Consider the following 12,989-nt stretch of genomic DNA (forward strand, 5'->3'; position numbering starts at 1 on the left):
GGCTTCCTCACCGGCCGCGACACCACGGCCGACCGGGAATGGCAGGGTCGCTCATCGACCTGCTCAGGTGCGCCATCGCAGAGCTGTGCCACCGCCTCCGCACAGTTGGCCGAAATCACCCGTAGTCGTCAGGGAAGAAGCCCTCATCCTTCTCGTCGGGGACCGTGGGCGCATACTGCTGCAGCGTGCCGTCCCGCAGCATCCACACCCGAAAGTACGCCTCCTGCTGATCCATCAGGAACACCTGGACGGCGCTTGGGCATCGCCAGGCGATGCACTGGACCCGATCAAGAACCGCGGGCAGATCAGCGTTATTGAGCGCCCCGGCCCACACGGTGCACTCGGGGGACTTCCCGCCACCCCACTGCAAATCCTGGCCGGTCGTCTCGCTCAGGAACCCGCATCCTCCTCCTGGCCGGTCCCGCAGCGGAGCCTCGGTCCGCAACCATTCGCTCAACGCCTCAACGTTGGGCCCGTCCATCACATCAACCGACACCATGAGGTTCGTCACCCAGCTCACCAGGCGATTATCGGGCACGCTCTCAAACCTCGCGGCCGAGATCGTCAACCAGCCGTCACCGATTTCTCCGGGCCCGTTCAACCTCACCCTCGACGACCGCAAACGCCAAGAGGCCTGAGCGTTCATCTGGGCACGCGTCGCCCAAGGCGAACCCCGCTCCGCGCCGCAACCCATCGAGGCCCGGCAGCCATTCAAGAAGCTCCTCATCCACCCGGCCGCCCCTGACCTCCGGCGAAGACCCAGTGGCCCTCCGTCTGGAGCCGGTCATTGAACACGTCGATCGCAGCGTCCTGGTCCGGGGTGGCGAGGGTGGCCTGGGCGTGGATCACGGAAATCAGGTACTGCATCTGAAGATCATCTCCTGTGATGTGAAGACAGCCCCGGATTTCGTGGCGGGCGTCGGACGGCTCGGGCGCGAGGGCGACCTCGTCGGGCCCGCGAGCTGGTGATCAAGCGGCCGGCACGCCCTCTCAGCGGTCGCACAGCGCGGCGACGAAGGCGTCGATCAGGTGTTGCCGGTTCTTGGGCACGCCGGTGGTGTAGACGGTGGCGGCGCGCCCGGCCCGGTCCCGGCCGCTGAACACCGCGGCCCCCGGCATGTCGCCGGCGGCGAAGTAGGCGTAGCCGCAGCTCGTGTTCATCCGGACCACGCCGTAGCCGTAGCGGGCGTCGGCGGGCCAGCCTTCCTGCCCGACCTTCACCGGCCGGATCATCAGCTCGCCCAGCGGGGCCTTACGCCAGAACCGGTTGAGGTCTTCGGGCGTGGAGACCAGGCCGCCGCCGGCCCCGAACGCGTACGTGGGCAGTTGATCGGTCAGGTCCACCTCGCCGCCCTGCGGACGGCCGGGGTGCACGCCGTAGCTGCGGGCGTGCGGGCCGCGGATGCCGTGGTCGCCCTTGGCCGGCCAGTACGTGTCCCGCATCCCGTACGGCCTGAGGATCAGGTCCCGGCTCGCCAGGCGGAAGTCCTTGCCGGTCACCTCGGTCACGATCATGCCGAGGACCAGGTAGTTGGTGTTGGCGTAGGAGAACGAGCCGCGCGCGGCAGGCTTGAGCGTCAGGGCCACCTTCAGGAAGTCCGGGAAGGGCTCCTTCCACTCGATCGCGCCGAGATATTCGGGCAGGCCACTGGTCTGCTGCAGCAACATCCTGACGGTGATCTTCCGGCCGTCGATCCCGGCGCCGTCGCCGGTGCCGCGCAGCACCCCGGGCAGGTAACGTTCCACGCTGGCGTTCAGGTCGATCTTCTTCTGGCCGGCCAGCCGCAGCACGGTGGCGGCGATGATCGGCTTGCTCCCGCTGGCGATCCTGAACCGGCCCTCGGGTCCGATCATCGGCTTCCCGGTGCCGCGCTCGGCGGTGCCGGAGCGCCGGGTCACCGTCGCGCCGCCCGGGCTCCGCACATGGCTCAGCGCGCCCGCCATACCGTCCTCGGTGGTGAGCACATCAAGGCTGGACTGCGGGTTGGCAGGGGCGAACGCAAGGGAACCCGCGACGGCGGCGGCGAGCACTTTCATCATGCGTCCAATCTCGCGGGAGGATCGTTCAAGATCAGTCACGCCTGCACGCCTGTCGAGGTGGGGCGTTCCCTACCGCCCGGCGAAAACGCGTTGCCGTAGAGGCGCGCAAAACGTAAGGTTTTGCGCTCGTGATCACAGTGGTGGAGAAAGTCCTGCCTGCCCGGCTGGGGACGGGATTCCGATGGTTGCTGGCGTCGAGCTGGCTGACGAATCTCGGTGACGGGGTCGCGGCCGCGGCGGGCCCGCTGCTGATCGCGACGCTGACCCGCGATCCGCTCATGATCTCGCTGTCGGCCCTGGTGAGCTGGGCGCCGCCGCTGCTGTTCGGCCTGTACGCGGGCGTGCTGTCGGACCGGTACGACCGGCGCAGGATCGTGCTCATCGCGAACGCGGTCCGGGCCGTGGTCCTGGCGGCCCTCGTCGCCCTCACGATGACCGGCACCGTGACCGTGGCGACGGCGCTGGTGGCGCTCACGCTCCGGTCCATCGCCGAGGTGTTCGCCGACAACGCCACGGCCACGCTGACCCCCATGATGGTCGCCAAGGACGATCTCGTCATCGCCAACGCCCGCCTGGGCACGGGCTTCATCACGCTCAACCAGCTCGCCGGCCCGCCGATCGGCGCCGCGCTGTTCGGCCTCGGCTTGACCTGGCCGTTCGCGAGCCAACTGCTCCTGGTGCTGGCCGGAATCATCCTGGTCTCCCGGATCACGCTGCCACCGCACGGCCGCCAGGCCGGCGACCCCAGGCCCGGCACCGTACGGGAACTGATCGCCGGCTTCAGATGGACCCTCCGGCATGCGGCGGTCCGCACGCTCGCGCTCACCATCCTGATCTTCAACTTCACGTTCGGCGCGGCCTGGTCGGTGCTCGTCCTCTACACCCAGGAGCAGCTCGGCCTCGGCGCCCTGGGCTTCGGCCTGATGACCACCATCGGCGGGATCGGCGGCCTGATCGGCACCGGCCTGTACGGGGCCATCACCCGCAGGGTGAGCCTCGGCGCCCTGATGCGGATCGGGCTCATCCTCGAGACGTTCACCCACCTGGGCCTGGCCCTGACGCACTCGCCGTGGGTGGCCGGGGGCATCTTCCTGGTCTTCGGCGCGCACGCGTTCATCTGGGGCACGACCTCGGTCACCGTCCGCCAGCGCGCGGTCCCGCGCGAGCTGCAGGGCCGGGTGGGCAGCGTCAACACCGTCTGCGTCTATGCCGGGCTGGTGGTCGGCTCGTTGATCGGCGGTGTCCTGGCCACCCGTTTCGGTGTCGCGGCGCCCTTCTGGTTCGCCTTCGCCGGTTCGGCGGTGTTCGTGGTGCTGTTGTGGCGCCAGCTCATGCACATCGCCCACGACGACTGAGGGGTGTACCTGACACCCGCGGGCGCTACCTGCCCGGCAACGCCCGTCCCGGCCGGCCGGCCGGAGTGCTCACGACGGTCGTGTAGGCGCGCAGCTCCGGCCACCCCCAGGCGATCGCCGCCACGGTCACCGTGACGAGCAGCCCGCCGGCGCCGATCACCAGCCGGGGGTCCAGGACCGAGGCGGCGGCTCCGTGCAGCAGGCTCGCGAGGTGCGGCCCGCCGAAGAGGACGACGGTGAGCGATCCCTGGATGCGGCCGCGCATGGCGTCGGGGGTGTGCGCCTGGGTGATGGAGTTGCGGAAGGTGCTGAGCACGAAGTTGACCGCGCCGCCGAGGACGAGCGCCGTCAGCGCCACCCACAGCTGCGCGGCCAGCCCGAGGAGCACGAGGGTGCCGCCCCACGCCGCGGCGGCCCCCGCCATGAGCGCGCCGTGGCGCCGGGCGCGGGTGAACGTGCCCGACACCAGCCCGGTGGTGAAGACCCCGGCCGGATAGGCGGCGTACAGCAGCCCCAGCTCCAGGCCACCCCCCGCAGGACCGCCGTAGGTGTGCTGGGCGAGCTCGGGGAACAGGGCGACCGGCATGCCGAAGACCATCGCCGCGAGGTCCACCAGGATCACCGCCACCAGCAGCCGGCTGCCCAGCAGGTACCGGCCGGGGTGCCGCGCGGCCGGTCCAGGGGCGGGCGGCAGCGGTGGCAGCTTGGCGACCGCCCACACGACGGCCGACAGGGCGACGGCGTCCAGCAGGTACAGCGTGCCGAGCCCGGCCACCGGGATCAGGGCGCCGGCCAGGACGGGCCCGAGGATCGACCCGGCGTAGCGGGTGAGCGAGCTCAGGCTGTTGGCCGCCGGCAGGAGCTCGACGGGGACCAGGCGGGGCACGGCGGCGCCCATCGTGGTCATGATCGCTCCCAGGGACACGCCCTGGCAGGCGACCAGCACCATCAGCACGGGTACGGACTCTCCGCCCAGCACGTTCTGCACCCACAAGGCCGCGTACGTGAACGCGAGAGCGCCATGGGCGGCCAGCAGCACTTTGCGCCGGTCCATGACATCGGCCAGGGCGCCGGCCCGTAACGCCGCCACCACCAGTGCGACGAACGACACCGCCCCCGCCACGCCCACGGCCGCCGAGGAGCCGGTCACCGTGAACAACTGCGTCGGCACGGCGACCACGCTGAACGAACCGCCCACCGCGCAGACCGCCGACGCCGCCCACAGCCGCCGGAAGGCGGGGATGGCCAGCGGGCGGCGATCGATCACGAGAGACCTCACCGCTCGGCGCCCGGTGTCTCCAGGCTCACCACGTCGGCGACGACGCAGGCGATGTTGTCGGGGGCGCCGGCGGCGTAGGCCCGCGCGACCAGTTCGTCGAGCACCTGCTGGGGCGCGCCGGGCCCGGTCAGCACGTCGCGCAGCGATCCGGCCGGCACGACGGTGGACAGCCCGTCGGAGCACAGCAGGTAGCGGTCACCGGCCGCGGCCTCGTGCAGGGACAGGTGCGGCTCGGCGCCGCCCGTGCCGGTCAGTGCCTGGGCGAGCAGGGCGCGCCGCGGATGTGAGGCCGCCTCCTCCGCGGTCAGCCGGCCCTCGTCGACCAGCATCTGGACGTAGGTGTGGTCGTGGGTGATCTGGAACAGCTCGCCATCGCGTACGAGGTAGGCCCGCGTGTCGCCGATGTGCACCAGCGCCAGTCGCGAGCCCGACCACAGCAGCGCCGTCAACGTGGTGACCGCCTCACCGTCCGGCGCCGACGCGGCGATCTCCCCGATGGCCCGGTCGGCCGCACCGACCGCGTCGGCGAGGGCGCCGAGCAGGTCTTCGGCGGGGACGGCCAGGGTCTCCAGCGGTTTGAGCGCGTCGACGGCCGCCGCGCTCGCCAGGTCTCCGGCCGGCCCGCGCACCCCGTCGGCCACCGCCAGCAGCCGGGGTCCGGCGTAGGCGGTGTCCTCGTTGCTCGTCCGCCTCAGCCCCGACTCCGACCGGGCGGCGTAACGGATTCCGAGTATGGTCGCCGTCTCTTCCACGGTGCTCCCTCTTCCCGACAGATAGTCGACGAGGAAGGTGGCCAGCTCTCCGCGGGCGGCGGTCTCGGCCTGTACCTGCTCCCAGTAGGCGGTGATCTCCGCGGCGGCGGCGCTCATGGGCAGGTCGCACACTCGCCGGATCCGCGCCAGCGGCATTCCCAGCCGCCGTAGCCAGGCGATCAGCCGGGCCCGTTCGAGCTGGCCGGGGTCGTAGAACCGGTATCCGGACTCGCCGTCGACCGCGGCCGGCCGCAGCAGGCCGAGCTCGTCGTAGAGCCGCAGGGCCTTGGGCGACAGCCGCGCCGCCCGGGCGAACGCCCCGATCGTCAGCAGCCGCACCACGTCCTCCTCGTCCCGGCCACCGTGGCCGGTGCCGACGATGTTGCGGCTTCACCCAGGGGGAAGGTCAACACCTCGGCCCGGCGGAGCGGGCGCGCTACGATCGGCCGCCGAACTGCCAGTTGTGCACCTCGATGGCGGCGTACCGGTCCTCGGTCAGGATGGTGCGGGCCGCGCCGGGGCCGGGTGCGCGCAGTAGCGCCGCGGTGCCCACCCAGGTGGTGCCGTCGTCGGACAGCAGCGGCCCGTAGGCGATCAGTTCGCCGGGCGGTACGGCGAGGTCGGCGGCCTGGCCGGTGCCGTGGCCGAGCACCAGGTAGCGGTTGCCGCCCTCCGCGCCGCCGGGAAAGTCCCACATGGTGCGCCCCAGCGTGTTGCGCCACCGCCGTAGCAGCACGTCCCGGTAGACGCCGGCCTGGTAGTTGGGCTCGTCGAAGGCGAACGCGCGGGCGGCGGCGGGGCCGGGCAGGTCGGCGATGTGCACGCTGCCGGTGGGGGTGTCGCCGTCGTCGGCCATGGTGGGGCCGCGGGCGATCAGCTCTTTGGCGTAGCGGTCCATGTAGGACCAGTGCTCTTCCAGCAGTTCGTCACGTAACGCCAAGGAGCCGGGCCGGTCGCGGTGGTAGCAGAAGAACTCCATCGGCCTAGCTTCGCACCTGACGGAAGAACGCGCGGACGTCGGCGACCAGCAGGTCGGGTGCCTCCATCGCGGCGAAGTGGCCGCCCCGGTCGAACTCCGACCAGTGGATCACGTTGTGCTCGCGTTCGGCGACGCGGCGGATCCCGGCGTCGCCCGGGAAGACCGCCACCCCGGTGGGGACGTCGGACTTCTCGACGGGCTGCCCCCAGTCGGCCGCGCCCTCCTTGTAGAGGCGGGCGGAGGATCCGGCGGTGCCGGTGAGCCAGTAGATGGTGACGTCGGTGAGCAACTGGTCGCGATCCACGGCCTGTTCGGGCAGGTCGTGGGCGGGGTCGGTCCACTCCTTGAACTTCTCCGCGATCCAGGCCAACTGACCGGCGGGGGAGTCGTGCAGGCCGAAGGCCAGCGTCTGCGGCCGGGTCGACTGGATCATGGCGTAGCCCGAGCGGTCGTGGTCGCCGTAGAGGGCCAGCCGGGCCTGTTCGGTCTCGGTGAGGCCCTCCATCTCGGCGGGTTCGAAGGTGGGGAAGCCCAGGGCGCCGTTGACGTGGACGCCGACGACGTGATCCGGGGCGACGCGGCCGAGGTCGGGCGAGACGAGCGAGCCGGTGTCGCCTCCCTGGGCGCCGTACCGGTCGTAGCCGAGGCGGCTCATCAGCTCGGCCCAGGCGCGGGCCACCCTGCGCAGGTTCCAGCCGGTCTCGCGGGTGGGGCCGGAGAACCCGAAGCCGGGCAGGGAGGGCGCGACCACGTGGAAGGCGTCGGCCGGGTCGCCGCCGTGGGCGCGGGGGTCGGTGAGCGGGCCGATGATCTTCATGAACTCGGCGATCGAGCCGGGCCAGCCGTGGGTGACGATCAGCGGGAGCGCGTCCGGCTCGGGTGAGCGTACGTGCAGGAAATGGATGTTCTGGCCGTCGATCTCGGTGGTGAACTGCGGGTATGCGTTGAGCGCGGCCTCCTGCCGGCGCCAGTCGTAGGTGGTCCGCCAGTATTCGGCCAGCTCCTTGGCGTACGAGGTCGGCACGCCGTAGGACCAGCCGACGCCGGGCAGCTCGTCCGGCCAGCGGGTACGGGCCAGGCGGTCGCGGAGATCGTCCAGGTCGGCCTGCGGGATGTCGATGCGGAACGGGTTCATGTCTCCGACGTTAGGACCCGGTTAGGACAGATCCGGTCCTAGGATGCGTACAGAATGGACATCATGCTGGAAACCTCCGCGCGGCTCCTGCGCCTGCTGTCCCTCCTGCAGACCCGGCGCGACTGGTCCGGCGCGGAGCTGGCGGAGCGGCTCGGCATCACGACGCGGACCGTGCGGCGGGACGTGGACCGGCTGCGGGAGCTGGGCTATCCCGTGCACGCCACGCCCGGCGCGCCGGGTTACCGGCTGGGCGCCGGGTCCGATCTGCCGCCGTTGCTGCTCGACGACGACGAGGCGGTCGCGGTCGCGGTGGGGCTGCGGACGGCCGCCGGGGGCACCGTCGCCGGGATCGAGGAGACGTCGGTACGGGCGCTGGCCAAGCTGGAACAGGTGCTGCCGGCGCGGCTGCGGCAGCGGGTGCACGCGCTGCAGTCGATGACGGTGCCCATGACGGGGGCGGCGGCGCCGGTGGATCCCGGGGTGCTGACCGTGATCGCCACGGCCTGCCGCGATCATGAGGGGCTGCGGTTCGACTACCGGGCGCACGACGGCCGGGAGAGCCGCCGTGCGGCCGAGCCGCATCGGCTCGTGCATTCGGGGCGCCGCTGGTATCTGGTGGGCTGGGACCTCGGTCAGGGGGATTGGCGGACGTACCGGGTCGATCGGCTGAGCCTGAAGACGCCGAACGGGCCGCGCTTCGTCCCCCGCGACCCGCCCGACGACGACCTCGCCGCTTATACCTCGCGGGCGATCTCCAGCGCTCCGTACCGTTTTCGGGCGCGTCTGATCATGCACGCCCCGGCGGAGGTCGTGGCGGGGCGGATGCCGCCGACGATGGGGACGGTGGAGCCCGTCGACGCGCGGACGTGCGTCCTGCTGTGCGGCGCGAACACCCTCGACGAGATCGTCGTGTGGGTGGCTCTCATGGACATCGGGTTCGAGGTCCGCGAGCCGCCGGAGCTGGCCGAGCGGGTCGGCGTCCTGGCCGATCGTCTTCGTGCGGCGTTCAGCCGAGGATGAACGGGAGCTTCGCCGCCAGTTCGCCGAGTTCGGCCCGTTCCGCGTCGGTCGGGGCGCGCCGTCCGGTGCCGACCAGCAGCGCGTCCTGGTCGGGGAACGACGCGGGGAACGCGGTCCCGGCGATCTTCTCCAGTGTCTCGCGGCACCGGGCGAGCGCCTGCGCGGGCGGTCGCGCCACCTGCGGGAGGTGGGCGGCCAGGTCGAGATGGTGCAGCGTCCACTCCATGACGTACGCCGACAGGTAGTCGGCCACGGTGATGACCTCGTCGCGGGTGCCGACCCGCAGGCCGGGGTCGGCGAGCTCGGCGGCGCGGCCGGCGGCGGAGCCGACGTCGTCGAGGTGGAACTTCAGCAGCCGGGGCTCCTCGTAGGCGGCGGCCAGCCGGACGGTCAGCGCGTCGAGCGGATCGTCGCCGGTCGGCGGCGTGCGCGAGACCTCCCAGTAGGTGACCGCGTCGCGGGTCGGTTCGGTGCCGGCCGGGGTCACGAGGGTGATCAGGACGTCCTGGGCGTCGATGACGAGATGGCACACCAGGTCTCGTACGAGCCAGCCGGCGCACCCCGACGGCTGCGCGAAGTCCTCGTCCGGGAGTTCGGCGACCGCCGCGCGCAACGCCGTCCACGAGTGTGAGAAGAGATCCACATCGGGCACCGTAGTCCCGCGCCCCGATGACGGACAAGCGCGTTCGCACCGGGGCCGGCTTCGGCAGAATGCCCGGCATGACGAAGAACGGCAGGCGATGGAACCACAACATCCATTACCACCCCCGCATCCTGGGCGCCGTCCCCGAAGGTGCCCGGAAAGCCCTCGACGTGGGCTGCGGCGAGGGCATGCTCGCCCGCGAACTCCGGCGCGCCGTACCGCGCGTCACGGGCATCGACCTGGACGAGCCAAGCCTGGAGCAGGCCCGCGAGCGCTCCGACGACATCGACTACGTGCTCGGCGACTTCCTCACCCACCCGTTCGAGCCCGAGTTCGACGTCGTCGCCTCCGTGGCCACCCTGCACCACGTGGACGCCGCCGCCGGGCTGGCCCGCATGCGTGACCTGCTGCGCCCCGGCGGTGTGCTGGCCGTCGTCGGCCTGGCCCGCAGCAGGCTGCCCCACGACCTGCCGCGTGACCTGGCCGGCGTCGCCGCCGGCACCCTCCACCGGGTCGTGAAGGGGCATTGGCAGCATCCGTCGCCCACGGTGTGGCCGCCGCCGGTGACGTACGCGCAGATGCGGGAGCTGGCCGCCGAGCTGCTGCCCGGCTCCGAGTACCGCCGCCACCTGCTGCTGCGCTACAGCATCGTCTGGCGCAAGCCGCTGGCGTGAGCTTTGTGGCGCGCGCCGGCGGCCACGACCGGCGGGTCCTGGCGATCGTGCGCTTCCTCGGCGAATGACCTTCTCCGGGGATCGGTATTCTCTGGTGATCGATTACCTTGGGGGCGTTGTGAAGGAGAATGGCTGGTCGTTGCCGTCGCCGTGGCGGGACGCGCACGTCGCGGTCGTCGTGCCGACCTACAACGAGGCGGGCAATCTGGGCGAGCTGACGGAGCGGATCTTCGCGCTGGGCCTGCCGAACCTGCGGCTGGTCATCGTGGACGACGACTCGCCGGACGGCACCGGTGCGCTGGCCGACGACCTGGCCAAGCGTTTCAACGGCGATCACCCTGACCGCATGGTGGTCCTGCACCGTACGGTCAAGGAGGGCATCGGGCGGGCCCACATCGCCGGGATGCAGGAGGCGCTCGGGCGCGGGGACACCTACGTGGTGCAGATGGACGGCGATCTGAGCCATCGTCCCGAGTACATCCCGCACCTGCTCGGCACGATCCTGGCGGCCGAGGCGGGGGTGGTGATCGGCAGCAGGTACGTGGTGGGCGGCTCCCTGTCCACGGACTGGGGCTGGCACCGCCGGCTGCTGAGCCGGTTCGCCGGTCTGTACGTGAACACGATTCTCAACCTGTCCATCCGCGACCCCACCGGCGGGTTCAAGATCTGGCAGCGCGACGTGCTGCTGGGCATCGACCTCGACGCGATCCGCAGCGACGGCTACAGCTTCCAGGTGGAGATGAACCATCGGTGCAAGCGGCTGGGGCATTCGATCGTGGAGATGCCGATCCATTTCGAGGAGCGCAACACCGGCTCCAGCAAGATCAGTTTCGCGGTCCAGCTGGAGTCCATGATCACCCCGTTCGCGCTGCGTTTCGGGCGGCCTCCGCACTGACCGGCATACAAGCAACCGTAGTTGACTAATTTCGAGTTAGTCAACTACGGTTGCTCGCATGTCATCAGGGAGGCGCACATGAGTGCGTTCGACACGTTCCTTCAGTCGGTCCTCGAACGGGCCGAGGCCGAGGCGCGGCAGGAGGGCTCGGCGACGATCGAGGCGCGGCACCTGCTGCTGGCGATCGCCGCCCGCGACCCCGGCGCGGCCGGTCTGGACTACCAGCGGGTGAAGGACGCGCTGCGCGGGGAGTTCGAGCACAGCCTGGGCTCGGCGGGGGTGTCGCCGGGGGTCCCGCCGACGCCGACCCGCGACCCGGGCCGGCGGCCACGGCTGGGCACCACGTTCAAGCTGGCCATGGAGCGGATGGCGGCCGAACACCGCAAGCGCGACCTGCGGCCGGAACACCTGCTGCTCGGGATCCTGCAGGCCGAGGCCGGCACGGTGCCGCGCGCGCTCGCGCTGGCGGGCATCGACCGGGCCGAGCTGATCGAGCGCGTACGGAGCACCCTGTGAGCGCCCTGTGAGCGCCCCCGTCGTCGACGTCGAGGGCCTGCGCATGCGCTACGGCGGCACCGACGTCCTGCACGAGGTGACCTTCCAGGTACGCCAGGGAGAGGTCCTGGCCCTGCTCGGCCCCAACGGCGCCGGCAAGACCACCACGATCGAGATCCTCGAAGGCTTCCGGCTGCGCTCGGCCGGCCGCGTCGAGGTGCTCGGCACCGACCCCGCGCGCGGCGGCGAACGCTGGCGGGCCCGCGTCGGCGTCGTCCTGCAGTCCTGGCGTGACCACGGCAAATGGCGGGTCCGCGAGCTGCTGGAGCACCAGGCGTCCTTCTACGCCTGCTCCGCGCGTGAGCCGTGGGACACCGGCGAGCTGATCGAGGCGGTCGGCCTCACCGAACACGCCGGCAAGAAGATCAGGACGCTGTCCGGCGGGCAGCGCCGCCGCGTGGACGTGGCGATCGGCATCGTGGGCCGGCCGGAGGTGCTCTTCCTCGACGAGCCGACCGCCGGCTTCGACCCGCGTGCCAGGCGCGAGTTCCATGAGCTGGTACGCGGCCTGGGCACCACCATCCTGCTCACCACCCACGACCTGGACGAGGCGGAACGGCTCGCCGACCGCATCGCCGTACTCGACCAGGGCCGCATCGTCGCCGACGGCACCCCGCGGGAGCTGGCCCGCCGGATCGCCGGCACCGACCAGGTGCGCTGGCGCCACGACGGGCAGCGCCACAGCGCCTCACCCCCTGACTCGACCGCGTTCGTGCGCGACCTGTTCACCCGCCACGGCGCGGCCATCACCGAACTCGAGGTCCACCGGGCCTCCCTGGAGCAGACGTACCTGAGCCTGGTACGCGACGCGGAGGCGACCCCATGACGACGTGCGCGCTGAAGGCCGGCCTGCGGCGCGGCCTGATCGAGCTGCGGCAGTCCTTCACCAACGGCGCGGAGCTGTTCAGCCACCTGTTCTGGCCGCTGCTGATGCTGGCCGCCCTGTGGTTCATGCGCGACAGGGAGTTCGGCGCCACCGGCTTCACGCTGGGCGCGCTGGCGCTGCCGAGCATCCTGGGCATGAACCTGTCCTTCGGCATGATCAGCATGAGCCAGCAGCTCACCGCCGAACGCGAGGACGGCACCCTCCTGCGCGCCAAGGCCACGCCGAACGGCATGGCCGGCTACCTCGTCGGGAAGATCGTCTCGGTCTCCGGCGGGCTGCTCGCCGACCTGGCGATCTTCCTGGTCCCGGCCCTGTTCGTCATCGGCGGGCTGACGCTCGGGCCGGGCCTGGTGTGGGTGGTGCTGCTCGGCCTGACGGCCACGCTGCCCATCGGCGCGATCCTGGGCTCGCTGTTCACCAGCTCCCGCAGCCAGGGGATCGTCCAGGTGCTGGCGCTCGCCATGATCGCGATCTCGGGAATCTTCTACCCGATCACGGCGCTGCCGGGGTGGCTGCAGGTGGTCGGACAGGTGTTCCCGGTCTACTGGCTCGGCCTGGGCATGCGCTCGGCGCTGCTGCCCGCCGAGGCGGCGAGCGTCGAGATCGGCGAGTCGTGGCGGCAGGTGGAGACGCTCGGCGTGCTGGGCGCCTGGGTGGTGTTCGGGCTGGCCGTGGCGCCGATCGTGCTGCGCGGGATGGCCCGGCGGGAGTCCGGCTCCAGCGTGGCGGCCCGCCGCGAGCGCGCCCTGCAGCGGGTCGGCTGACACACTGGGTTC

At 71.5% G+C, this 12,989-nt stretch carries 15 protein-coding genes; 7 read left to right on the plus strand and 8 right to left on the minus strand.

The window, feature by feature from the left end:
- Nucleotides 1–115: 115 nt before the first annotated feature.
- From C4V41_RS46760 to C4V41_RS46765, 3 genes are all read right to left on the minus strand, one after another.
- Entirely contained in the window at nucleotides 116–568 is a 453-nt protein-coding gene (locus C4V41_RS46760) for a hypothetical protein (protein ID WP_200824715.1), read from the minus strand.
- 155 nt (nucleotides 569–723) lie between these two features.
- Nucleotides 724–867: a hypothetical protein gene (locus C4V41_RS62405; RefSeq protein ID WP_160150638.1), complete on the minus strand. Its 144-nt coding sequence runs from the start codon at nucleotides 865–867 to the stop codon at nucleotides 724–726.
- Nucleotides 868–990: 123 nt separating this feature from the next.
- Nucleotides 991–2,040, minus strand: a complete 1,050-nt coding sequence (locus tag C4V41_RS46765; RefSeq protein WP_103962505.1) for a serine hydrolase domain-containing protein — start codon at nucleotides 2,038–2,040, stop codon at nucleotides 991–993.
- Nucleotides 2,041–2,168: 128 nt separating this feature from the next.
- On the opposite strand from C4V41_RS46765, the gene C4V41_RS46770 reads away from it, so the two are divergent.
- Entirely contained in the window at nucleotides 2,169–3,395 is a 1,227-nt protein-coding gene (locus C4V41_RS46770; protein WP_103962506.1) for an MFS transporter, read from the plus strand.
- 25 nt (nucleotides 3,396–3,420) lie between these two features.
- On the opposite strand, the gene C4V41_RS46775 is transcribed toward C4V41_RS46770, so the two are convergent.
- The 4 genes from C4V41_RS46775 to C4V41_RS46790 all read right to left on the minus strand — a co-directional run bounded on the left by C4V41_RS46775 (nucleotide 3,421) and on the right by C4V41_RS46790 (nucleotide 7,540).
- Nucleotides 3,421–4,662 (minus strand): MFS transporter, encoded by a 1,242-nt coding sequence (locus tag C4V41_RS46775; protein WP_160150639.1) that lies wholly within the window; start codon nucleotides 4,660–4,662, stop codon nucleotides 3,421–3,423.
- 8 nt (nucleotides 4,663–4,670) lie between these two features.
- Nucleotides 4,671–5,765, minus strand: coding sequence for a MerR family transcriptional regulator (locus C4V41_RS46780; RefSeq protein WP_103962623.1), 1,095 nt, complete (start codon nucleotides 5,763–5,765; stop codon nucleotides 4,671–4,673).
- Nucleotides 5,766–5,862: 97 nt separating this feature from the next.
- Nucleotides 5,863–6,405, minus strand: a complete 543-nt coding sequence (locus tag C4V41_RS46785) for a YciI family protein (RefSeq protein ID WP_103962508.1) — start codon at nucleotides 6,403–6,405, stop codon at nucleotides 5,863–5,865.
- Nucleotides 6,406–6,409: 4 nt separating this feature from the next.
- Nucleotides 6,410–7,540 carry an epoxide hydrolase family protein gene (locus C4V41_RS46790; protein WP_103962509.1) on the minus strand — a complete coding sequence of 377 codons (1,131 nt, stop codon included), beginning with the start codon at nucleotides 7,538–7,540 and terminating at the stop codon, nucleotides 6,410–6,412.
- Nucleotides 7,541–7,603: 63 nt separating this feature from the next.
- Here C4V41_RS46790 and C4V41_RS46800 point away from each other — a divergent pair, with 63 nt between their 5' ends.
- Complete coding sequence (locus C4V41_RS46800) at nucleotides 7,604–8,560, plus strand: helix-turn-helix transcriptional regulator (RefSeq protein WP_200824716.1); 957 nt, start codon at nucleotides 7,604–7,606, stop codon at nucleotides 8,558–8,560.
- Here the strand turns inward: C4V41_RS46800 and C4V41_RS46805 are convergent.
- Nucleotides 8,547–9,203 carry a maleylpyruvate isomerase N-terminal domain-containing protein gene (locus C4V41_RS46805; protein ID WP_103962511.1) on the minus strand — a complete coding sequence of 219 codons (657 nt, stop codon included), beginning with the start codon at nucleotides 9,201–9,203 and terminating at the stop codon, nucleotides 8,547–8,549. The two genes, C4V41_RS46800 and C4V41_RS46805, sit on opposite strands and share 14 nt — an antisense overlap.
- A 77-nt stretch (nucleotides 9,204–9,280) precedes the next feature.
- On the opposite strand from C4V41_RS46805, the gene C4V41_RS46810 reads away from it, so the two are divergent.
- The 5 genes from C4V41_RS46810 to C4V41_RS46830 all read left to right on the plus strand — a co-directional run bounded on the left by C4V41_RS46810 (nucleotide 9,281) and on the right by C4V41_RS46830 (nucleotide 12,977).
- Nucleotides 9,281–9,877, plus strand: coding sequence for a class I SAM-dependent methyltransferase (locus C4V41_RS46810; RefSeq protein ID WP_103962624.1), 597 nt, complete (start codon nucleotides 9,281–9,283; stop codon nucleotides 9,875–9,877).
- A 118-nt stretch (nucleotides 9,878–9,995) separates the two neighbouring features.
- Nucleotides 9,996–10,772 carry a polyprenol monophosphomannose synthase gene (locus C4V41_RS46815; RefSeq protein ID WP_235030813.1) on the plus strand — a complete coding sequence of 259 codons (777 nt, stop codon included), beginning with the start codon at nucleotides 9,996–9,998 and terminating at the stop codon, nucleotides 10,770–10,772.
- Between the two features lie 78 nt (nucleotides 10,773–10,850).
- Nucleotides 10,851–11,288: a Clp protease N-terminal domain-containing protein gene (locus C4V41_RS46820; RefSeq protein ID WP_103962513.1), complete on the plus strand. Its 438-nt coding sequence runs from the start codon at nucleotides 10,851–10,853 to the stop codon at nucleotides 11,286–11,288.
- Nucleotides 11,289–11,295: 7 nt separating this feature from the next.
- Nucleotides 11,296–12,153, plus strand: a complete 858-nt coding sequence (locus tag C4V41_RS46825) for an ABC transporter ATP-binding protein (protein WP_407670160.1) — start codon at nucleotides 11,296–11,298, stop codon at nucleotides 12,151–12,153.
- Complete coding sequence (locus C4V41_RS46830) at nucleotides 12,150–12,977, plus strand: ABC transporter permease (protein WP_103962514.1); 828 nt, start codon at nucleotides 12,150–12,152, stop codon at nucleotides 12,975–12,977. Before C4V41_RS46825 ends, C4V41_RS46830 begins: the two co-directional genes overlap by 4 nt.
- Nucleotides 12,978–12,989: the final 12 nt, after the last annotated feature.

The organism is Nonomuraea solani, assembly GCF_900108335.1.
GTDB classification, from domain to species: domain Bacteria; phylum Actinomycetota; class Actinomycetes; order Streptosporangiales; family Streptosporangiaceae; genus Nonomuraea; species Nonomuraea solani.

What these genes read in the sequence shown, in the direction of transcription:
- C4V41_RS62405 (WP_160150638.1), bottom strand. Translation starts at nt 867, where the DNA reads ATGCAGTACCTGATTTCCGTGATCCACGCCCAGGCCACCCTCGCCACC.
- C4V41_RS46785 (WP_103962508.1), bottom strand. Translation starts at nt 6,405, where the DNA reads ATGGAGTTCTTCTGCTACCACCGCGACCGGCCCGGCTCCTTGGCGTTA.
- C4V41_RS46810 (WP_103962624.1), top strand. Translation starts at nt 9,281, where the DNA reads ATGACGAAGAACGGCAGGCGATGGAACCACAACATCCATTACCACCCC.
- C4V41_RS46800 (WP_200824716.1), top strand. Translation starts at nt 7,604, where the DNA reads ATGCTGGAAACCTCCGCGCGGCTCCTGCGCCTGCTGTCCCTCCTGCAG.
- C4V41_RS46830 (WP_103962514.1), top strand. Translation starts at nt 12,150, where the DNA reads ATGACGACGTGCGCGCTGAAGGCCGGCCTGCGGCGCGGCCTGATCGAG.
- C4V41_RS46765 (WP_103962505.1), bottom strand. Translation starts at nt 2,040, where the DNA reads ATGATGAAAGTGCTCGCCGCCGCCGTCGCGGGTTCCCTTGCGTTCGCC.
- C4V41_RS46820 (WP_103962513.1), top strand. Translation starts at nt 10,851, where the DNA reads ATGAGTGCGTTCGACACGTTCCTTCAGTCGGTCCTCGAACGGGCCGAG.
- C4V41_RS46790 (WP_103962509.1), bottom strand. Translation starts at nt 7,540, where the DNA reads ATGAACCCGTTCCGCATCGACATCCCGCAGGCCGACCTGGACGATCTC.